This is a genomic window from Coprococcus intestinalis, assembly GCF_023656595.1.
In the GTDB taxonomy this organism is placed as follows: Bacteria; Bacillota; Clostridia; order Lachnospirales; family Lachnospiraceae; genus Coprococcus_A; species Coprococcus_A intestinihominis.
The window spans coordinates 52,571-72,838 of the sequence record NZ_JAMOKJ010000010.1 but is presented as its reverse complement, the minus strand read 5'-3'; the positions used below and the strand labels follow the sequence as shown (position 1 = coordinate 72,838).

Below are 20,268 nucleotides of genomic sequence, written 5' to 3'. Positions count from 1 at the left end.
GAAAGGACGGTGAACGTCAGATGAAGGCTTCGGATTTCACGACCGGCGGAAACGACCGTGAGAAAGCCATGAGTAATCTCCTCAAGACCGAAAAGACGGATGCCGTCAATACCGGTCTGGTGGAAAAGGCAGATAAGAGCGCCAAAGCCTTAAAGGGTGACCTCTATTCCGTCGGCAAGAAGGGCACGCACGGCGCGGGAAGTACCGCCCTCGATGCCATCGCAAGGAAACGTAAGAAGACTTCCGCCGCCGATGCCCTTGACGGAAAATCCCGTAGCCAGCTAACCGGAAAAAATGCCCTCACGAAAAAGGTGCAGTCTCGCTACAATCTGAATAAGAGCCTGAAACTCGGTGCAAAGGGTGTAGCCGCAAAAGCTGCCCACAACGCTCTCAAAGACTCCGAGCTGGAAGGCACGGACGATTTGGTCGCAACCACGCACACCGGCGCGAAACTTGCCGGAAAGGCGAGAAAGCACCTTCGTTCCGGTAAGGATGCACTTGAAAAGAAAGACTCTCTCGGTGCCCTCTCGGAAAAGAAATACCGCACCGAGAAACTGGATAAGAAAGCTGCCCAGAAGCGGATGCAGTTCTCCAAATACTTCCATAGGAACGTCTACGAGAATGCTGCGACGCAAGCTGGAAAGAAAAAGGCGCTCGCGATTCTTTCCGGTGGCATCAAGGGAATGCTTTCATCACTTGCCGGTGCCGTCTCCCAATTCTTTCCACTCATCATTGCCTTCATCTTGGCCTTCGGCCTGATTTCCGTTGTCGGTGGAGGTGCCGCCGATGAGGAGCAAAAGAGCGCATCGCTTGACGGGATGCCTGCATGGGTTACCTACGACCTCGTGCTCGCGTGTCTGAACGCCCACGAGCAGTACGGATATCCCGCTTCGGCACTCCTCGGCCAGATGATGATTGAGAACGGCACCTCAGACTCCGGTTCCGACCTCGGGCGGCTGTACCACAACTACGGCGGCGTGAAATATGCCGGTTATGACTACGGCGGACTCATCACGGGTTCCGTTAAAATGCTCACCACCGAATACAGTGCTTCCGGCTCTGCCTACAAGACCTACGCGGATTTCGCCGTCTTCAAAGACGATGATTCGTACATGAAATACCGGTGCGAGCATCTGTATAAACAATCCAACTACACCCGTGTACCTAACTACCAGAAGGCCATCGACACCAACAACTCCGAACTCTTCCTGCGCGCCCTCGGCGAGGGTGGGTACTACACCGCGTCGCAGGACAGCTATATCGCCCAGTACCGTTCCATCTGCCAAGCCTATCCGCTCGTTGCGCAGCTCGATTCCATGACCGCAGAGGAGTTCAAGAACCAATACTCCGGCACCACCCTCATTCCCGGTGGCGGGCAGGACTACCAGAGCGCCGACCAGTGGCAGAAGGATATCGTGAATGCCTGCTCGCAGACTCCGTGGCCGGGAGCCAACCTTTGCGCCACATGGACAACAAGGGTCTATGCAAGAGCCGGTCATCCCGTCGGCGGCAACGGCAATACGCAGCTCGGCAATCAGGGATACGGTGCCAATTACAGCCAGAAACGCGCCACCACCGACCTCTCCCAGATAAAGGTAGGAATGCTCATCTCCGCCCAATACGGCTCCAATACCGCCGCCGGTAACGCTTACGGGCACGTCGGCATCTATATCGGTGACGGCAAGGTCATGGATAGCATTTACTCCGGTCTGCGCACCATCTCCCTGTCCGATTGGGTTTCCCAAAACGGAAGAGGATGGGTTGTCTGCGGCTATCCATGGGACTGGCGCTAGGAAACCAGAAAGGATACCTGCTATGAAGAAACTGAAAGCATGGATGGCGGAACACAAGAAGTTTTCCGTCATCGCCCTGTGCCTGCTCCTGATGTTCACCTGCGGCTCTGCCATGAGCGCCATCAACGTGTCGCATCACCGCGCGGAAACCGCAAAGGAGCAGCACGCAGGAAATAACACGGACACTACCACAGCCGCTGAGAAGAAGACGAAGGAGGAAACCGGGAAAGTGGAGCTTACCGATGCCCAGAAGGAAATCATCAAGGGATACGATACCGATGCCAAGGAACTCATCGACACCCTCTCCTCTTCCGTCTGGTCGGTAAGCGAGGGGCGCTACACTCTCAAGTTTGCCGATGACTCCTACGTGGAAACGGTGAACGGAACTCCGACCGTCCATAGTTACGCCATCTCCCGCGTGGAAAAGACCTCCGATGGGTACGGCGGTTATCTCTATACCATCGTCTTCGAGACCGATACCGGCACCCATATCGTGACCTACACGGACGGCAGTGGCGCTGCGGTGAACTCCGATTCTAAGACCCCCGGTGAGAACACCATCTCCACCCTTACAAGCTCTACGATGTTCGCTCAGAAAAACACCGCATACGAGCGTGCCGAAGCGGTGGAAAACATTACCGTGAAGGGCATGAACAGCGAGGTCACGAAACTCTTCGGCGGGGATGAGAAGGCCGTCACCACCGCCCTCTCCAAGTGGTGCGCCGTCCATTACCCTTCTGTCACCGAAGCTACATGGCAGAAAGTCGTGAACCTCGACTATGAGAACGGGGTCATCACCACGGACTTCAAGCTCAACGACACAAACTCTGTTTCCGTCACCTGCGTTTACGAGCAGTCCACGGGCGAGTTCTCCTTCGAGGGCTAGGGCAGCATCGCCATGCAGGCAGAAAGGAATCTCTATGAATGAACAACTGACTTTACAATCCACACAGCATGAGGAGACGAAGACGGTTCCCCTGCGCAGGAGAAAGGCTTGTCTCGCGGGCACATTCGCGCTCTTCGCTGCCTGCGCACTCGTGCTCCTCATTCCCCATCCGGCCTATGCGGGTATCATCGGGGACTTCCTTGATATCCCCAACATGATTAAAACGTGGCTTCTGCAAATCGCTGCCACGCTCTTCAATACCTATTTCGGTGTCATCAACCAGACGCTTGATGCGAAGTTCATTTCCGGGCCGTTCAACGAGCTTTTCGGAACAACCGAGCCGTATGGCGTGGTAAAAGACTTCTATCAGGCCGGGGTCATCCCCGTTGCCCATGCCATCCTAGGTCTCTTCATGCTGATGCAACTCATCAAGATTAGCCAGCGCATCGACGCGACGAGCACCCTTCCCGCCGTGAAGGATATCGTATTCCTCGTGGTGACCTACTGCATCCTCAGCTACTTCATCGACAACGCCCTCGACCTCGTTTCTGCCATCTACAGCATCTTCAACGACCTCGTTGGTAACGTGTCGGACAAACTGCAATCGAAAAACTGGTATGAACCCGGAATCGAGATGACCAAGGACGATGCGGCCGATGCCACGTTCGGCGGATGCTTCCTCCTTTTGATTTTCGGACTCATTTCATGGGCGGTCGGACTCGTTTTTTATGCGGTCTCAATGGTCGTTGCCCTCGGGCGTTCCGTTCAGCTCTATGTCTATGCCGCCTTCTCTCCGATTCCCATTTCCCTTCTCGGCTTCGAGGAGACGAAGCAAATCGGAATCGGTTACCTCAAGAACTTTGCGGCAGCAGCCCTCGCAGGCGTGGTCATGGTTCTTATCCTCTACCTCTACCCGCATCTTGTGACCGCCCTCGCGGTTTCCGGCGGACTTGGAAAGGCTGAGATGCTTGGTCTCGCACAGGGCGTAGAAACATTCGACTCGTTCGGTGTCATCATCAAGACTATCGCCGTTCTCATCACGACCATGATGGGGCTTGTAAAGTCCGGCTCTTGGGCGAAGGAAATCCTCGGCGCGTAGACGCTTACCGAAAACCTGCTACCGCTCACCGAAGGGGCGTGCCGAAACCGGTGCGCCCCTTCCCCTTAATAAGTTATTATTGGAAGCCAAGCATCGGCTTCCGATGGAAAGGAACGCGCTATGGCATACGACACTACGGAAGCAGTGGCTAAGTTTCTGTCCGGCTTCCAGATGAAGATTACGAACCGGGAAAGGGACACCGTTGCCCCAGACTACTACGTGAAATACTTGCTCACCCTCTCCAAAGGCGGAAAGGACTTCTCCACCACCTTCGTATCTGACCCGAGGGCTTTTGGGGAGCCAACTGTCACACAGGTCTTCTCCGCCCTCGCAGACGATGCCCTCACCTTGCGAAAATACTCCACTGACGAGTTTGTGGACAAGCTCTACGCACAGGGGGTAAAGCCATCTGCTGCCCTCCGTGCTTACGACTCCTGCAAAGAGACGAATTTGTGGATGCAAGACGAGCTGTACCTCTCCGGCTGGGAAATCGAAGAGATATCGAAAACCCTGACAAAGCATGAGGACGAGGTAAACACTCTGGTCGAGAAGGCCGCATCCGAGCGTGCCGCGCGGTACGCCTATGACCATCCGAAGCTGCCGAAGGGTTTCGTTACTATCGAGCAGCTGCAAGGAGACCTTGACCTCGGGGACTTGCGCGACGAGGTGGAGGATTTTGATTTCGACGGTGACATCACCGAAGCGTTCGGCGAAACTGCCGAGTATAAGGTCGATGACAACTACCATGCCCTTCTCACGTGGCTTCCCGACCACACGGAGTGGCTGGAAGAAGCCGAGTTCGACGGCCTTCTCGAAGGCTGCAAGGGCGATATCTACAAGATGGTTCAGATGGCGCAGTACGTGTGCTTCAAGTCCGACCTCTACGACCATTGCGAGGATATCTGCCGTTACGGCACCCTCGACCAGCTAAGGGATATGGGGGTCTATGCCATCCGGGAAAGCCTTGCAGACGAAATCTTAAACGACCTCTCCTATGATGAGGATTATGCGCCGACCGATGACGCGAAGGACACCATCATCTCGGCTATCTATGCCACGTTCGAGGAGAAATATGGCGAAGACTTCGCCGACTGTGCCGACAACTTCATACAGGACAACGATGATATCGCGGGGCGCGTGAACCCCTGCGCGATGAGCGTGGAAACGGTTCGCGCCGTGAACGAAAAGGGATACGACGCGGTGTTCGCCGAGCAGTGGAAGGCCGAGCTTTCTGAGTGCGATATCGACCCGGAAGCGGTTTCCGTTGACAGCGAAGCGCACGATATGGAAAACGGCAGGGATGGGCTTGATGGTAACGCCCCGGAAAAGGATGCCCCGGAAAAGGACGATAGAGATGCGCAGCCGCCTGTAGACACCGACAACCGTTAGAAATGTGCCTGAAAACGGGTGAGGGCAAGGCTCCACCCGTTTTCTGCTGAAAGGAGACTCTATGGAACCGAAACCGAAAGAGCGTATCGTCTTCGACGAAGACTCCTACTACGGAGACGAAGGCGAAGAGATGGCGATAAACGACCTCATGGAACGTGACGGTCTGACCGAGGATGAGGTGCGCGAGGACTTCACCGACGATGAGATTTTCAATCATCAGATGGAGATGAAAGATTTCGATTACGAGGAGGAGATGCGGGCACTTGCCGCCTTCTTTAACGGAGAGAAGTCCGACATGTCGGATTTCGTCAACCCTTACGGCGGCAACCACATCCTCGTGTCGGGAAGTGTTGGGCGCTGGAACGGCACGTCCACCGGCATTGCCGTCTACAAGGACTTCGATGCCGCCACCGATTGCTCTCCATCCCGTTTCGGTCAGGGCAACGTTTTCGCCGACTGCGAGATTCAGAAGGTCTGGGACGAAAACGGCACGCTTTACCTTGCCGGTGCCCACCATGACGGACGCGTATCCGTCGAGATGCGTCAGCTCACCGATGAGGGCGAGCGCCTTTGGGGACAGCTCGATTACGAGGATTCTCTGCCCCTCGAAGGGCTTACCGCCATGGGAAAGCACTATGAGCTTGGCGACGAGAACCAGTTCATCCACGACCTCTATAACAGCCCGGAACTCTGCGCCACCCCCCGTTACGCGGAGCAGTCCTTCGGATGCCCTTCTGAGGAATACGAGAAAGAGGAAGGGACGCTCCCTCACGACTTCACCACCGGCAAATGGCGTGTGCATCTTATCTACCCCGGAGAGCGTTACGGTCTCGATGGTTGCCTGACCTATGAGTTAAATGCTTACTCTGGCGTACCTGCCGCCGCCCATCGCGCGTCCTACCCCCTTGTGGAGTTCTACGATACCTCGCAGGATGCCGCACGCTTCCCGGGCGGGCAGTTCGTCTCTCGTTACTACATGACCGACCTGCTTGAGGACGATTCTATTGCCGTCTCCATCGACACGATGCTCAAGAACGGGAACCAGTTCTCCCTTGATGGCGGCATCCCCGCTTGGACGGTTGAAGGCGATGACCTTGCGAAGGTGAACGACTTTCTCAAGAAAAGCTGCATGGAGTTCTGCGGCTCCCTTCCCAGTGACGAAAAGGACGAGGATGGCTACTCCCTCACGGGGGAAGCGAAGGATGCCACTGCATCACGTAATGGGCTGAGCAGAAACCAGATGGGGATTGAAGAAAAAGCTGCCGAGTGCAAAGAAGCCGCGACCGTCCTCGCTAACGGGAACGCCCTTTAAAAAGGATGGAATCTATGAAAAAGAATCCTGATAGCACCTTTCCGCGCGAGTTCACCACCGGAAAATGGCGCGTGCATCTCGTCTATCCCGGTGAACCCCGTGCGGACGGCTTCCCTCGCGGAAGCAAGAAGGGAAATCCCCCCTGCGCCGACACGATGGTCGAGTTCTACGATACCGAGGATAACGGGCAGTTCGTAGCCAGTTTCCACATGAACACCCTGCTCGGCTACCCTTGGAACGGAATGGTCGGTGCCGACCTCGACGGCCTTGAAGCGTATGGATTCGCTTATCCACTCAACACACAAGCCGCGACCGACTGGCTTGAGGGCGATGACCTTGCGAAGGTGAATGCTTTCCTCAAGGAGACCTGCAAGGAGGTCTTCGGCATCCTGCCCGGTGCGGACGATGGCGGCTATTCCCTTTCGAGGGAAGCGAGAGAAGCCGCCCTATCGCGCTTCGCTCTCCCGGAGAACAGGAAAGCCGCCCTCAATGTGATTCGGAAACTGAATGAGTCGAGAGACGGTAACGACAACGCCCTTTAGGCGTTTTTGGCAAGAAAGGAGAAATGAACATGGCAGAAGATTTCGGTGACAGCACGGGAAGCGGCCTTGTGAATACCGCCAAGCAGGCCGCAAAAGAGGTCGTTCAGGCCGTCGTGACAAAGGGTGCGGGCATCGGAGGAAAGGGCGGCGGCGGTATCTCCCTCTCCGGGGAAGCCAAGGACATGATGGCAGCTTCCAAACAGCTTGCAGGCGCATCTGCCGCACCTTCCCGCGAGCATCTGGTCGCAAAGCCCGACCTCTCCCGTTAGATAGAACACCAGAAAGCCAGCAAACCGCACAACCAGAAACACAGAAAGGATGATTGCCATGCCAGATAACGACTTCTGGATTGGGCAGAAGCAGATTCCCGTTGACCTCTCCCTCCTGCTCACCTACCACAACGATGAGGATTACTGGTACGCTCCGGGGGAGTATGCGCTCAGGGTCTATACCGTCGATACCCTGAACACCAACTTCGCCCGTCCCTGCTTCGCGCTCGGTGAGCGCAAGTTCGACCCGGAGATGGAGGATGTTTCCGGTGCTATCGAGAACACCCTCCACGAACTTCTCGATTCCGGTGCGACCCCCGAGGACGTGTACCGCATCATGGGACTCGTTAAGGAGAGCGAGCTTTCCCCCGAGACCAAGGAAGCTGACAGCTATCTTCCCATCGACCTCGGCTATTGCATCGACGGAAATATCGTCTCCTATGAAGCGGTGCCGGAGAGCGTTGCGACGGTGCCTGAAAACATAGACTACCCGCATTACGCGGAAGCGATGGAGAGCCATGTGCCGCTTCCCATCGCTACGCAGATTGCTACGCATGATTTCTCTCACAGGCAGGCGGATATCCTCATGGAAGCCGCCCGTAACCCGCACGTCTCGTCCGAGACGCTTGAGACGATAGCCGACAAGACCCTTTCGTCCGGTAAGATGCGCGGTCTTCTGGATATCGCTTCTGTCGGCAAGAACCCCCTCGATTTTCGCAATATGGACGAGCAGACACTTAAGGCGGCTGTTTCCGTGCTGTTCCACGGCGGCAAAGACCTCCCTGTGACGGAGCTTGACCTTGCGCAGCTGCGTTCGGTAGACCTCGCGCTGATGGACGGGGCTTCCCCCGCCGAAGCCATGCGTGCAGCCGAGAAGTCTACATCCGTCGAGCCGGAAGCGACTGCCGCATCTCTCGCATCCGAAGCCCGCGACGCGAAGGCTGCTCGCACCGAACTCGATAGCCAGTCGGAGATAAAGGATGTCCCGACACGCGCGGAAAAGGCAGATGGCTCCCTGTGACAAAGCCGTTTCATAGGCAGAAAGGAGGACACCTATGACACCTGACGGAAAAACATTCGACCCGGAAACCGTTACCGACAAACAGCTCGTTCAGTACGAACAGGCCATCGACCGTGGCCTAACCGAAGCCGACGCGATGCGCCTGACCGAACACGAGTACAACGGCTTTCAGGCCAATGCCATCATCGCCGCCGCGCTGAATCCGGCGGTGGGAGAAAACGTGCTGGATGCTCTCGCGACCCCCAAGTACACCGCAGCGCAGATGACAGCCATCGCGAAAATCGCCATCAGGGGCGGAGACTTCGCACGCTTCCTAGACCCGCAGATGGACGCACGGCGCATGGAAGCCGCCTATCTGGTCGTGGCGCACGGTGGGAGCGACTTACCTGTGGAACGTCTCTCCCGCTCCCAGCTGCTCACCATCAACAACATCCTCCTGCGCGGCCATATCCCCTATGAGACCGTCCGCGCCATCGCAAAGCCCGCGTTTACCCCTGAGAGCATGGAGGTCATCGCCGCCGCCATGGAAAACGCACGTCATGACCCCTATACCGGTGAGCACTCGCTGACCGAAGCGCAGGTGGCGCGTATTATGAACCCGGACTACAGACCGGAGCAGCAAATCGCGCTTCTTACCGCCATGCGCGGGCAGACCCCGGTTGCAGACCTGAGCGATGCGGACTTTGCAGGGCTGTTCCCGGCTTCCCTTTCCGTAGAGCAGATGAGCGCCTGTGCCTATGCCGTGAACCGGTGCGGGTATAACGCGCCACTTCTCATGATGACCATGCAGGCGTGCGCGGACATGAACGCGCAACAGCTCATGGCCGTCTTCGATGCAACGGCGGCAGAGTTTTCCGATGCCACTATGGCAAAGGTCTCCACAATCCTTATGCACACCCCAGCCCTTACCTCCCAGCAGATGCGCTATCTGCTCGCGGAAGCTAGGGACGGCACCCCGTTTCCGGCTCTGGAATCCATGAAGGAGCATCTGCTGGCACAGGCGGAACCCGAGAAGGCACAAGTTAGCGAAACCGGTGTCAAGTCCGAATCCCGTGACATGGCATCCGGCAAGGAAGCGCTTGCGGAGCAGACGGGACTCGATGGCATCCCGAAAATCAATCAGAACAAGGAGATGGAATAGATGTTTAACAACATATCGAATCCCAAATGGTTCGGCGATTGGAGCCGTTTGGAAGATGAATATCTCGACAACAACTTTACGGATATTACCGACAACTTCACTTTCTCGAAGAGGGAAAGAACCAACGGATTTTTCGGTTCCATCGTCAGTCTGGCTACCGCTTGTCCCGCCCGCGACCCGGAGACCGGACATGCCACCGGCGCTTGGAAGGTGGCCTGCGAGTCCATCGACCTCGACAAGGTACCGCTTTCCGATATCGCGGACATGATTTCCTGCTTTGACTGCGAGACCATAACCGATTTCCGGCTGTATAACAGGGGTGTCGATATCACCCCATGGCAGCAAGTCCTCGGCGAGCTTTTACTGCGCCTGCGCGTCGAGAAGGACGATTACCCATGGATACAGTGTCCCAACTCCGACTCCGCCTTGAACATGATGAACATGGTCATGGGTGCGAACCTGCCGAAGGACTTCTTCGATGGTTTTGTCTGCGGCGATGAGGAATATGGTTTCAACGAGGAAGCGCACGAAATGGCTTCTGGACGGAAGGAAATCGACACCCAAACGGAAACCAAGGATGCGCCGGAAGTTGACCCGGACAAGGAGGTGAAATAGATGACCGATAATTTCAAGGAGATAGGTTCCCTGTTCGGCAGGGAAGGCGCAGGCGCAGGCTTCGCCAAACAGACGGATAAGGAGTCCTTCACCTATGCTTTCGCTTGGCCGGAGGGGGATACTTGGGCAACCCTCACCGGATATCTGAATCTCGATGAGCAGCCGGAGGAGTACGTGCGCCGCGTGTTGCAAGACGGCGGATTCCGCTCCGATTGGGGCAACCCGGATTACGACCCCATCGGTGATTTCAAGGAGACAGCCGGTGACGAATACCGGATTCCTCTCCTGAAAGTCCTGCTCCGGGAGCAGCTGGAAAGCCGCTACGAGGTCGCAAACCATTTTCCGACGATGAACCGCGCCCGCGTGGAGCTTTCCGCCTTCATCCAGAACGAGGGCGGCGCACCGCTACCCGAAGATGCACTGGGTACTCCCGAAGAGCAGGGTATCCGTGCCATGCTCATCGCCACCGGCGAACTTCCGCGCGAGGTGACCCTTCTGCCGGATAAAAACGGCTGCACCTTAAAACCGCTGCAAGCGCTGGTGGGTGGAGATATCGAGACTTTCGATATCGCTTTCGGCGAGAAGGTTTCCCTTTACGTGAACGGGGAGGGTCTGTTCACCTGCCCGCCAAACCGTGCCATCTTCGCCACCGAGGAGATGGCAAAGGCCGGGTATCTCTCCCAGCTCGATTACTCGAAGGTCGTGGAGATGGGGGATTTCTATACCGTTCTAAACGGCGATATCGTAGCCGTGGGCTTCGACCCAGAGACTGGGGAGAGTCGGTCGCTCACGGATGGGGAGACTGCCCGCGTGGAAGGGTACTTCACCGTCATCAGTAGACCCGGAAGCGGGGCGAAGGCTGTCGATGATATCCGACACGGTATCACTCCGGGCAGCTACGACATTTCCGTGGAGAGCCACGACTGCACATCCGGCAGGAACGCGCTCGCGGCGGATGCACCTGCAAGGGATGCGCCCGGAAAGGATGACCAGAACATCGGATAGAACCCAAAGTGACAAAAACAGAAAGACAGGATGCCGCATCCCGTATGGGGGCGGCATCTCCACAAATGCGAAAAAAAAACGGGAGGTGCGAATGACGAAAGCTGAAAAAGGCTCCGAGATTATCACGACCATCTGCAAGTACGAGAACTCCGTGGCAATGCCGGATAATGAGCGCCTGACCTATCTCGACACGTGCGGCATCGCCCGCCTTAAGGATGGGAACGGAAATGTAAAAGCACAAGAAGCCTATGCGAGCAGATGCAGCGAGTACCTGCGATTCGGACACGAAGTTGACCTTGCCGCCTGCGGCGCATACAGTCCCCACGATGCCCTGAAAGTCTGCGACACGCCGGAGATATTCTTGAAGACCGGGTTCGAGCAGCGCCCCATGCTCTACACGCAGAAGCATCTCTTTCAGGCTCTCACACCGAAATCCGATTACAACCCCCACCGGCACGGCTTCTCCGTCGAACAGGTAAAGCGCTTCCCCGAGCTTCTTGCTTCCCCGGTGGTTCTCGCCAACAGCCCGACCAGGGACGATGTTTTGCTTGCCATCCTTCTCGCGACCGATGCCTACGATACCCCGCTCATCGCGGGCATCAAACCGGACGGCACGGGAAACTACGGGGAGCGCGAAGTTGAGACGAATATGGTTTTGAGCGTCTACAGCAGGCAGAACTTCATCCGTTACTTCGCTTTGTTACGGGATATGGATGCCTTCGTGTTCGTAAGCGGCAGGAAAATCGAAGCGCTCGAAGACCTATCCGGTCTTCCGCTTGCGGAAAATTGTTCCGGTCTCGATATTGACAGGATTCTGCAACGCCCGAAGTGCCTTGGATAGATACGCAGACCGCTAACGATTACCGGCTGGATAGGGGATATTAACCTTCGCCCCTTGAATGAAGCAGAAAGGAGAAAGCCATATGAGCAAATTAGTCATCGCGGAGAAGCCGATGCTCGCCCGCGATATCGCCCGCGCCATCACGGGAAAAGAGGTGTCCGAAAGCGCCCGCCTTCCCATCTCGGGAAACGGCTACACGGTCTGTGCCTGCGCCGGCCACCTTTTGGAACTGGTGAAACCGGATGCCATCGACCCAAAATGGGGAATGCCTTGGAGCCTTGATGTACTCCCTATCGAGGTTCACGACTGGCCGAAGGAACCGGCGGTCGATAAGAAGACCGGAGAGAGTAAGAAGCCCCTCATAGACCAGATTGCGGGACTCCTCGAAACTTGCGATTCCGTCATCGCCGCCGGTGACCCGGACGATGAGGGGCAGCTTATCGTGGACGAGCTTTTGGACTACCTCGGCTACGCCGGTAAAGTCGAGCGCGTCTACGTGAACGACAACATCGAGAAGAACATCGTGAAGGCATTCGACAAGCTCGTGCCCAACGACTCCTGCCGGGGCGCTGGCAACGCCGCCTATGCCCGACAGATGGCGGATATGTGCTTCGGCGTGAACGAGACGAGACTCGCCACCAAGCGTCTTGACGGCCTGTTCACCGTCGGACGCGTGCAGACCCCGACGCTGGGGCTTGTGGTGAAACGCGACGAAGCCATCGCCCACCACGTCACCCGAAAGTTCTACGAGCTGTTTGCAAGCGGTGATTCGGATGCCGGAGAACTCACCTTCAAGTATCTGCCGGGAAAGGGGCTGCTTGCTGGTGAGAAGCATCTGTTCGAGCGGCATACGCTGGAAGCCCTTAAGGAAAAGCTCGACGGACGCGACCTGCACTTTGAAACGACCGTATCGAAAAAGCAGGAGAACCCGCCGCTTCCCTACAACTTGACCGTGCTGCTTTCCGACATGAGCGAGCGCTTCGGCTTCACTGCCGCCGAGACTCAGCAAATCACGCAGGATTTGCGTGATAAGTACAAAGCCATCACCTACAACCGCTCCGATTCCCAATACCTCAAGGAAGAGCACCGAGAGCAGGCACCGGCAGTCCTTGCGCAGGCGATGAAGAACCTCGGCGTGCGCTGGCCTTTGGATTACCGGCTCCACTCCAAGGCGTTCAACGATGGGAACGTGACCGCCCACCACGGCATCATCCCGCAGGAAGCGGATGCGCCCGTGTCCGCGATGGAACCGGACGAAGCCAAGGTCTACACCGCCATCTGCGAGCGCTATGCGATGCAATTTCTTCCTCCCGCCGTGTACGACGTGAGCGAGAGCACGGTAAGCGTGGACGGCGGAACGCTTAAGCTCACAGCGAAGCGCCTTTCGGACGCGGGGTTCACGGCTGTCTTCCCGAACGTCTCGAACAGCCGTGTCAGAGAGGATTCCGATACGGGGAACCCATGGGTTCCCGCAGGAAGCCACACCCTTGCCGGTATCTCCTGTTCAATCACGGAAGGGGAGACCACCCCGCCCGCACCCTATACGGAGGGCACCCTCATCACAGACATGGCATCCATCGCGAAGTACGTCAAAGACCCGGAAATCCGGGAAATCCTTAAGCGTAAGGATGACGGCAAGAAGGGCGAACACGGCGGTATCGGAACGACGGCCACCCGCTCCTCCATCATCGAGGGTCTGAAAACCCGTGGCTACCTTGAGGAACGAAAGGGAAAGGTTCGAGCGACCGATAAGGCCAAGGCGTTCTACGCACTCCTCCCGCCGGAGATTCGCGGTGCAGACGTGACCGCAAGATGGTGGCTCATCCAACAAGATATCGCAGACGGTAAGGCGGACGTGAACGCCCTGCAAGATTCCGTCATCGAGGTCTTCAATCACCACCGCGAGACCGCCTACGTGGGCGCATCCATCGCAGGTACCGGAAAGACCGTAGTGGGCAAGTGCCCGAGGTGCGGCAAGGACGTTATAAAGACCGGCTCCATCTACGCCTGCTCCTCCATCAAGAACGAGAAGCAGGAAGACGGCACTTGGAAGGAGGTCGCGGGCTGCGGGTTCAAGTTGTTCGGCTTCTGCACCAAGAAGTTCACCGAGGGGCAGGCCACATCTCTTCTTGATGGGAAGGCGGTTCCGCTAAGGGGCTGCAAGTCCAAGGCCGGGAAGACCTTTGACTGCAAAGTCGTTCTTCAAAAGGACGGGTCGGTAGAACCCATTTTCACACCGAGAAAACCCACAAAGAAAGGCCGCAGGTAGCGGCAGAAAGGAAGGAATGACATGGCAACACTCCTATCACCGGATATGCTTCCCGAGGATATTCGGAACATGGATTTCGGGCAGGCTTCCATGCCCCACGCGCCCGAAGCCCAGACCTCAGAAGCGCCCTACGATACGACCGCATCCGCACCAGACCGCCCTGCCATACCACTCTCCCCGGACATGCTTTCCGGGAACCTGCGAGGAAACGACAGTGAGAAATCGGGCATCGAGTTCTCCTTCGATGCTTTCGGATACACCCAGCAGGTCGAACTCGTCAGGGAGTCCTATGCGGACGGGAACCTTGCAGTGACCGCCTATCTCTCCGACCCAACCGACGAATCGTTCGGACAGCCTTGGAGCAGCGTCACCGTGAACTTCGGTTCCCCACTGCAACAGGACGCGACCGTTTTCCTCGACACCAATAACATGGGAGAAGCGATGCTCTCGAAAATCTCCCAGCTCGGAGCCTTCACCGGCCAGTTCATGCGTTCGGGGTTCTGCTCCTACCCGGCCTTCACCTTCGATACCGAAGTCATGGGCAATATGCGTGACTTAAACGAGTTCGCATCGGCAGACCACAGCAGCCTTGCCGAGATGCGGGGCGCGTGCCACGCGGCACTCGAAAACGTATACGGTAGCGAGTTCACGGATGCCTTGGAAAGCGGTTACGACCTGAACGCCGAATCCCATGACTGCGCTTCCGGAAGCGCAGTGCTCGAAACCTGCGATACGACCCGCGCGGAACAACCCACGAACCATGCGAAGGGGGTGCGATAGGCATGAGCCGCTTTCACTCGAACCGGACTTGCATCCGTTCGCCGACAGCTATCCCAAGCAGCTAAAACACACCATTGTGCTAAAATCGGGTACCGTATATAGACCGCGCGGGACTACCCGTTCCGCACAGACAGAAAGGATGAAAAAACATGCCCAAGAAGACACCGGAGCCAGAGCAGGCTCCCAAGGCAGACAACTACGCCAAAATCAACATGCCCGCCGCCTTCCTCACGCCCCACGACATTCAGACAAGTGACGGGCGCACCTTCGAGAAGTGCTTCGTTTCCTTCCCCAAGGGGACGAAGGTGAACGGCATCGACGTGAGCGGCTTCTCAACCGATGTGTTCCTCTCCGACTACATGAAGAAGGACATGCTTGAGAAGGGACGCGCCACGGTCTCGTTCAAGAAGGACGAGCCGGTGCCCATCTGGACGGGGAAGAAGGACGATGCCGAGCACCCGTATCAGCGCTACGAGGTGAAGGCCACCGACCTCACCCACGCACTCAAGGTGGCGCAGGACTCCTATAAGGCCGGAAAAGCCGCAGAGCGTGCCGCCGCCAAGGACGGCGTGAGCCTTGCGGGGGAAGCACGCGACATGGAGACCGGGAAGGACGCGCTCGCAGGCGATGACCCCGCCAAGTCCACCAAGTCGCGAACCGGGCAGGATATCGCCCAGTAGTACAGAGGAAAGAGGTGACAGTTCATGGTAATCGAGGTGCTATACAAGTCCTTCCGCTACGAGAAGTTCGACTCATCCGCCCAGACGAACTCCGAGCCGTTCCGCGCGAAGGGAACGAACATCCTTACCGACTGGAACCTCTACCTCGGTGCCCTTGAGGAAAACGGCATCATTCTCGCAGAGCACTGGTATGACGGAAATCCGCAGCACGCAGGCGGACAGGTGACCCTTGAGGGCACCAAGGTTCCCGCCGCCACCCGTCAGGTCGGGAGCGCCATGCTCCTCGTCTCGCCAGATGAGCTGGACGATGTGGTCTGGCTCAAGAAGGACGGCGAAAAGCTCCTGTGGCGGGAGGGCGATGAGCTGATAAACGGCGAGCGGTTCTTCGCCATGGAGCAGCTGTGTTACTCCGATGCCACGGTGCAATCCATCAACCGCCGCGCCATCGCCGTGTTCGACTACTTGAAACATGCGCACCCGACGTACTCGGATGATGAGATTGCCCGCATCATGGGCTACACCGAATCCGCCATCGAGCGCATCCGCGATGCAGAAATCTCTCAGGACGAGGGCTTCGCAGACGATGACGGGGAAGGGCAAAACGAGGAAAACAACACCGGGGCTATCGGCAGATATGACTTCGGTTAGAGATAGAACGCAACGAGAAACGCAGTTCAAACGAACCACCAACGAAGCCACAGAAAACCACGCAAACAAGGAAGGAGAAAAGAACACATGAAGATTCTCGGACGAATCAAGAAATCCAAGGTGCTCACTGCGGTCATGACCGCAGTGCTCATCTTCCAGTCGGCTTGCCCCACCGGGCTTGCCTACGCCGCGCAGAAATCGGGTGTTAGCACCTATGCTGCCGGTCAGACCATCGACCAAGCACTCGGTGCCACCAAGACGGTCGAGTCCGTGCTCTCCCAGCACGAGAACGACGAGTATTACCTCACCACACCTTACGGCAACAAAGGACCTCATGGCGAGGGCGGTGCAATCAACACTTGGGACTGCTGGAAACCGAAGGGTGAGTACGGTAGCGGTGCCTATATGAACTGCGCCGGTTTTGTGGTTGCCGTCCTCCGTGCCTGCGGAGCGAACACATCCATCATTGGAAACTATACCGCCAAGGACGGCTACAACAGGGGCAACGAAGCGAACGCCTCCAAATGGGAAGAGTATTGTCGCGACAACAATGCCGTCAGCTACACGTTCGGCTCCAAAGAGCAGATGCTCGCGTCCGGTATCCTTGAGAAGGGCGATATCATCTACATGGAGCCGGCGGACTGGAATCATAGCAATTCAGACTGCCATATCGGCTTCTTCTGGGGCAACAGCAGCTCGGAAGACCTTTTCTGGCACTCTTCCAGCCACGCGGACGGAATTGTAAAGGGCTATTTCCCGAACTCCGCAGGCGGCAACGTGATTTCCAAAATCACGCCCAAGTATCCCGTTCGCTACTACCGTGTCATCAAGACGTTGCACAAGGGATATCTGACACTGCATAAGGACTCCTCAAATAAGACCCTTACCGATGCCAATGACTGCTATTCCCTCGCAGGTGCCGAATATGGGGTCTACACTGACTCCAACTGCTCGAACAAGGTAGCAACCCTCACGACGGACGCAAGCGGGAACGCAAACACCGTCTCGCTCAATCCCGGACGCTACTATGTGAAGGAGACCAAGGCTCCCAAGGGATATTTCTCCGATTCGCAGGTTTACACCGCAGATGTTTCCGGCGCGAATCGCGAATCCTCGCCTGTGAAGCTCTCGGTCAGCGACAATCCCGCAAATGACCCTATGAGTATGCTTCTCGGTAAATTCGACGGCCAGAAGACCTATAACGGTGCCGGTAACCTCCCGCAGGGTTCCGCCACCCTTGCAGGTGCCGAGTTCACCGTCGATTACTACGCCACCCTTGACTACAAGAGCTACGATGACCTTAAGAACGCCGACGTGAAGCCGATGCGTTCTTGGACGTTTAGTACAGACTCCAACGGTTTCTGTAGCTTTGACATTGCTCATTTTGTCTCTGGCGATGCCTTCTGGTATCGACTTGATGGGACTCCTGCACTTCCACGTGGCACCGTTGTCATACGTGAGACTAAAGCCCCAATGGGCTACGTAAAGTCTGATGAAGTGTCTTTCCAGAAGATTCAGGAAAACAATTCCGTTGAAGGTGTTATCACCTACAATGCCCCGGAGGTTACCGAGCAGGTCTACCGTTCCGATATCGAGTTCACTAAGAAAGCCGACAACGGTTCCGACCGCCTTGCAGGCGTGCCCTTCAAGGTGACCTCCCTCACTACCGGCGAGTCCCACATCGCCGTGACCGACGAGAACGGCTATTTCAGCTCCGCGTCCTCTTGGAACGCGCATGACTCGAACACCAACGCGAACGATTGGGCGCTGACCGCAAGCGACACCATCGACAGCACGAAGCTCGATGCTAACGCCGGTTTCTGGTTCGGCAACAACAGCGTGCTCGATGAGAACGGCACCACTTCCACCTCCGATGCCGTCAAGGCGGACAACAAGCTCGGTGCCCTGCCCTTTGACACCTATTCCGTCGAAGAGCTTCGCTGCTCCGCTAATGAGGGCTATGCGCTCATCAACACGACTGTTACTGTGACCCGTGATGCCAAGACCATCGACCTCGGCACCTTCGATGACCCGGAGCCGGAAATCCACACCACCGCCTACGACGCTTCTGATAGCGACCATTACGTCGGAATCGGCACCGTCAAGATTTCCGACAAGGTAGAGTACAGCCATCTCGTCGCGGGTAAGACCTACACCGTCATCGGTGAGCTGCATGATGCCGCTACCGGCGATGCCGTCACGGTTAACGGTCAGGCTATCACTGCCGAGAAGACCTTCACGGCTGATGACTCCGCAGGTTCCGTCACGCTTGACTACGCTTTCGATTCCTACGACCTCAAGGGGAAGACCCTCGTGGTCTATGAGACGCTTACCGATGCAAAGGGTGCGAAGCTCGCCGAGCATAGGGATAAATCCGACGTTTCCCAGCAGGTGACCGTGCTCACGCCGAAGCTCTCGACAAGCGCCGTGGGCGATGCGGACAATAGCAAGTCCGTCACCGCTGAGGATGATGTTACCGTTACCGATTATGTCCGTTACACCGGGCTTACCGCCGGGCAGACCTACACGCTCACGGGAACCCTTATGGACAAGTCCACCAAGAAGGCTTTCATGGATGCCGACGGCACCCCCGTCACCGCGACTGCGGAGTTCACGGCGGAAGCCGAAAGCGGTACCGCGACCGTGACCTTCACCTTCGATGCCAACGGCATCAAGACCGGCACCAAGCTCGTCGCCTTCGAGACTGTTGCCACGAACGGTATCGAGATTGCCGACCACAAGGATATCAACGACATTGACCAGACCGTTACCGTGAAGGCTCCCGTTATCGGCACCACCGCCGTCGATGCTGCCGACGGTGACAAGACGGTCACGGGTGAGGAAAATGTCGCTGTCCGCGATACTGTCCACTACAACAACGTGACCCCCGGTAAGACCTACAAGGTCACCGGTACCCTCTATGAGAAGGTTCTTAACAAGAACGGAAAGGTCACGAAGAAGGTATTCAAAGACAAGAACGGTACCCCCGTCACTGCGGAAGCAAACTTCACCGCAGAGGACTCCTACGGAAACGTCGATGTGACCTTCTACTTCGATGGCAGTTCGCTCAAGGAAGGTACCTCTCTCGTTGCCTTCGAGTCCCTGTCCCACAACGACAAGGAGATTGCTTCCCATGCCGACGTGAATGATTCCGGCCAGACTGTCATCATCACGAAGCCCAAGCTCTCCACTACCGCAACGGATGCCCTTGATGGTGATAAGAACCTCATCGGCGAGGATAATGCCACCATCGTCGATACCGTCCATTACATGAACGTGACTCCCGGCAAGACCTACAAGGTTTCCGGCACCCTCTACGAGAAGGTCACCGACAAGGACGGCAAGGTCTCCAAGAAGCAGCTCCTCGATGCCGACGGCAACCCTGTCACAGCCGAGACCGAGTTCATTCCCGAAACCGCTTTCGGTGATGTGGACGTTACCTTCACCTTCGACGCGTCTGACCTCAAGGCCAAGGACAAGGTGGTCGCTTTCGAGTCCCTGTCCCTGAACGGCAAGGAACTCGCGAGCCATGCCGATATCGAGGACAAGTCCCAGACCGTCACCATCACGAAGCCCACGCTTTCCACCACTGCCGTGGACGGCTTGGATGCGGACAAGAACCTTATCGGTGAGGGCGATGTTACTATCGTCGATACCGTGAAGTACAAGAACGTCACTCCCGGCAAGACCTACAAGGTTTCCGGCACCCTCTACGAGAAGGTCACCGACAAGGACGGCAAGGTCACGAAGAAGCAGCTCCTCGATGCCGACGGCAACCCCGTCACCGCCGAGACCGAGTTCGTTCCCGATGATACCTACGGCACCGTCGATGTAACTTTCGCCTTCGACGCGTCCGACCTCAAGGCCAAGGACAAGGTGGTCGCTTTCGAGTCCCTGTCCCTGAACGGCAAGGAACTCGCGAGCCATGCCGATATCGAGGACAAGTCCCAGACCGTCACCATCACGAAGCCCACGCTT

17 protein-coding genes are annotated in these 20,268 nt (G+C 56.9%); all 17 read left to right on the top strand.

What is annotated here, in order from left to right; all coding sequences use genetic code 11:
* Nucleotides 1–20: 20 nt before the first annotated feature.
* Entirely contained in the window at nucleotides 21–1,793 is a 1,773-nt protein-coding gene (locus tag NBH03_RS08920; protein ID WP_250799312.1) for a glucosaminidase domain-containing protein, read from the top strand.
* Between the two features lie 22 nt (nucleotides 1,794–1,815).
* Nucleotides 1,816–2,679 (top strand): hypothetical protein, encoded by an 864-nt coding sequence (locus NBH03_RS08915; RefSeq protein WP_250799310.1) that lies wholly within the window; start codon nucleotides 1,816–1,818, stop codon nucleotides 2,677–2,679.
* 34 nt (nucleotides 2,680–2,713) lie between these two features.
* Nucleotides 2,714–3,778, top strand: a complete 1,065-nt coding sequence (locus NBH03_RS08910; protein WP_055261501.1) for a VirB6/TrbL-like conjugal transfer protein, CD1112 family — start codon at nucleotides 2,714–2,716, stop codon at nucleotides 3,776–3,778.
* Between the two features lie 120 nt (nucleotides 3,779–3,898).
* A complete protein-coding gene (locus tag NBH03_RS08905; RefSeq protein ID WP_250799309.1) occupies nucleotides 3,899–5,167 on the top strand; it encodes a hypothetical protein in 1,269 nt (422 codons plus the stop codon).
* Nucleotides 5,168–5,228: 61 nt separating this feature from the next.
* Nucleotides 5,229–6,479, top strand: coding sequence for a hypothetical protein (locus NBH03_RS08900; RefSeq protein ID WP_250799308.1), 1,251 nt, complete (start codon nucleotides 5,229–5,231; stop codon nucleotides 6,477–6,479).
* Nucleotides 6,480–6,493: 14 nt separating this feature from the next.
* The gene (locus NBH03_RS08895) at nucleotides 6,494–7,021 is read left to right on the top strand and encodes a hypothetical protein (protein ID WP_250799302.1); all 528 of its coding nucleotides are present in this window, start codon (nucleotides 6,494–6,496) and stop codon (nucleotides 7,019–7,021) included.
* A gap of 29 nt (nucleotides 7,022–7,050) precedes the next feature.
* Entirely contained in the window at nucleotides 7,051–7,290 is a 240-nt protein-coding gene (locus NBH03_RS08890) for a hypothetical protein (protein ID WP_117527892.1), read from the top strand.
* Between the two features lie 58 nt (nucleotides 7,291–7,348).
* Nucleotides 7,349–8,311, top strand: coding sequence for a hypothetical protein (locus tag NBH03_RS08885; protein WP_250799300.1), 963 nt, complete (start codon nucleotides 7,349–7,351; stop codon nucleotides 8,309–8,311).
* A 34-nt stretch (nucleotides 8,312–8,345) separates the two neighbouring features.
* On the top strand, nucleotides 8,346–9,452 hold the full coding sequence (locus tag NBH03_RS08880; RefSeq protein WP_250799298.1) for a hypothetical protein: 1,107 nt from the start codon (nucleotides 8,346–8,348) through the stop codon (nucleotides 9,450–9,452).
* Nucleotides 9,453–10,067, top strand: a complete 615-nt coding sequence (locus tag NBH03_RS08875) for a hypothetical protein (protein ID WP_250799296.1) — start codon at nucleotides 9,453–9,455, stop codon at nucleotides 10,065–10,067.
* The gene (locus NBH03_RS08870; protein WP_250799294.1) at nucleotides 10,068–11,072 is read left to right on the top strand and encodes a DUF3846 domain-containing protein; all 1,005 of its coding nucleotides are present in this window, start codon (nucleotides 10,068–10,070) and stop codon (nucleotides 11,070–11,072) included. It begins immediately after the preceding gene.
* Nucleotides 11,073–11,163: 91 nt separating this feature from the next.
* Nucleotides 11,164–11,913, top strand: a complete 750-nt coding sequence (locus tag NBH03_RS08865; RefSeq protein ID WP_250799291.1) for a MuF-C-terminal domain-containing protein — start codon at nucleotides 11,164–11,166, stop codon at nucleotides 11,911–11,913.
* Between the two features lie 82 nt (nucleotides 11,914–11,995).
* On the top strand, nucleotides 11,996–14,182 hold the full coding sequence (locus tag NBH03_RS08860) for a type IA DNA topoisomerase (protein WP_250799285.1): 2,187 nt from the start codon (nucleotides 11,996–11,998) through the stop codon (nucleotides 14,180–14,182).
* Between the two features lie 21 nt (nucleotides 14,183–14,203).
* Entirely contained in the window at nucleotides 14,204–14,962 is a 759-nt protein-coding gene (locus tag NBH03_RS08855; RefSeq protein ID WP_250799282.1) for a DUF4313 domain-containing protein, read from the top strand.
* A gap of 149 nt (nucleotides 14,963–15,111) precedes the next feature.
* Nucleotides 15,112–15,642 carry a hypothetical protein gene (locus NBH03_RS08850; protein ID WP_250799278.1) on the top strand — a complete coding sequence of 177 codons (531 nt, stop codon included), beginning with the start codon at nucleotides 15,112–15,114 and terminating at the stop codon, nucleotides 15,640–15,642.
* Nucleotides 15,643–15,666: 24 nt separating this feature from the next.
* Complete coding sequence (locus NBH03_RS08845; RefSeq protein ID WP_118384396.1) at nucleotides 15,667–16,290, top strand: hypothetical protein; 624 nt, start codon at nucleotides 15,667–15,669, stop codon at nucleotides 16,288–16,290.
* Between the two features lie 87 nt (nucleotides 16,291–16,377).
* The coding region (locus tag NBH03_RS08840) for a VaFE repeat-containing surface-anchored protein (protein WP_250799273.1) at nucleotides 16,378–20,268 on the top strand (3,891 nt) is incomplete at its 3' end.

What these genes read in the sequence shown, in the direction of transcription:
- NBH03_RS08860 (WP_250799285.1), top strand. Translation starts at nt 11,996, where the DNA reads ATGAGCAAATTAGTCATCGCGGAGAAGCCGATGCTCGCCCGCGATATC.
- NBH03_RS08915 (WP_250799310.1), top strand. Translation starts at nt 1,816, where the DNA reads ATGAAGAAACTGAAAGCATGGATGGCGGAACACAAGAAGTTTTCCGTC.
- NBH03_RS08865 (WP_250799291.1), top strand. Translation starts at nt 11,164, where the DNA reads ATGACGAAAGCTGAAAAAGGCTCCGAGATTATCACGACCATCTGCAAG.
- NBH03_RS08885 (WP_250799300.1), top strand. Translation starts at nt 7,349, where the DNA reads ATGCCAGATAACGACTTCTGGATTGGGCAGAAGCAGATTCCCGTTGAC.
- NBH03_RS08920 (WP_250799312.1), top strand. Translation starts at nt 21, where the DNA reads ATGAAGGCTTCGGATTTCACGACCGGCGGAAACGACCGTGAGAAAGCC.
- NBH03_RS08875 (WP_250799296.1), top strand. Translation starts at nt 9,453, where the DNA reads ATGTTTAACAACATATCGAATCCCAAATGGTTCGGCGATTGGAGCCGT.
- NBH03_RS08845 (WP_118384396.1), top strand. Translation starts at nt 15,667, where the DNA reads ATGGTAATCGAGGTGCTATACAAGTCCTTCCGCTACGAGAAGTTCGAC.
- NBH03_RS08900 (WP_250799308.1), top strand. Translation starts at nt 5,229, where the DNA reads ATGGAACCGAAACCGAAAGAGCGTATCGTCTTCGACGAAGACTCCTAC.
- NBH03_RS08895 (WP_250799302.1), top strand. Translation starts at nt 6,494, where the DNA reads ATGAAAAAGAATCCTGATAGCACCTTTCCGCGCGAGTTCACCACCGGA.
- NBH03_RS08880 (WP_250799298.1), top strand. Translation starts at nt 8,346, where the DNA reads ATGACACCTGACGGAAAAACATTCGACCCGGAAACCGTTACCGACAAA.
- NBH03_RS08870 (WP_250799294.1), top strand. Translation starts at nt 10,068, where the DNA reads ATGACCGATAATTTCAAGGAGATAGGTTCCCTGTTCGGCAGGGAAGGC.
- NBH03_RS08890 (WP_117527892.1), top strand. Translation starts at nt 7,051, where the DNA reads ATGGCAGAAGATTTCGGTGACAGCACGGGAAGCGGCCTTGTGAATACC.
- NBH03_RS08910 (WP_055261501.1), top strand. Translation starts at nt 2,714, where the DNA reads ATGAATGAACAACTGACTTTACAATCCACACAGCATGAGGAGACGAAG.
- NBH03_RS08850 (WP_250799278.1), top strand. Translation starts at nt 15,112, where the DNA reads ATGCCCAAGAAGACACCGGAGCCAGAGCAGGCTCCCAAGGCAGACAAC.
- NBH03_RS08905 (WP_250799309.1), top strand. Translation starts at nt 3,899, where the DNA reads ATGGCATACGACACTACGGAAGCAGTGGCTAAGTTTCTGTCCGGCTTC.
- NBH03_RS08855 (WP_250799282.1), top strand. Translation starts at nt 14,204, where the DNA reads ATGGCAACACTCCTATCACCGGATATGCTTCCCGAGGATATTCGGAAC.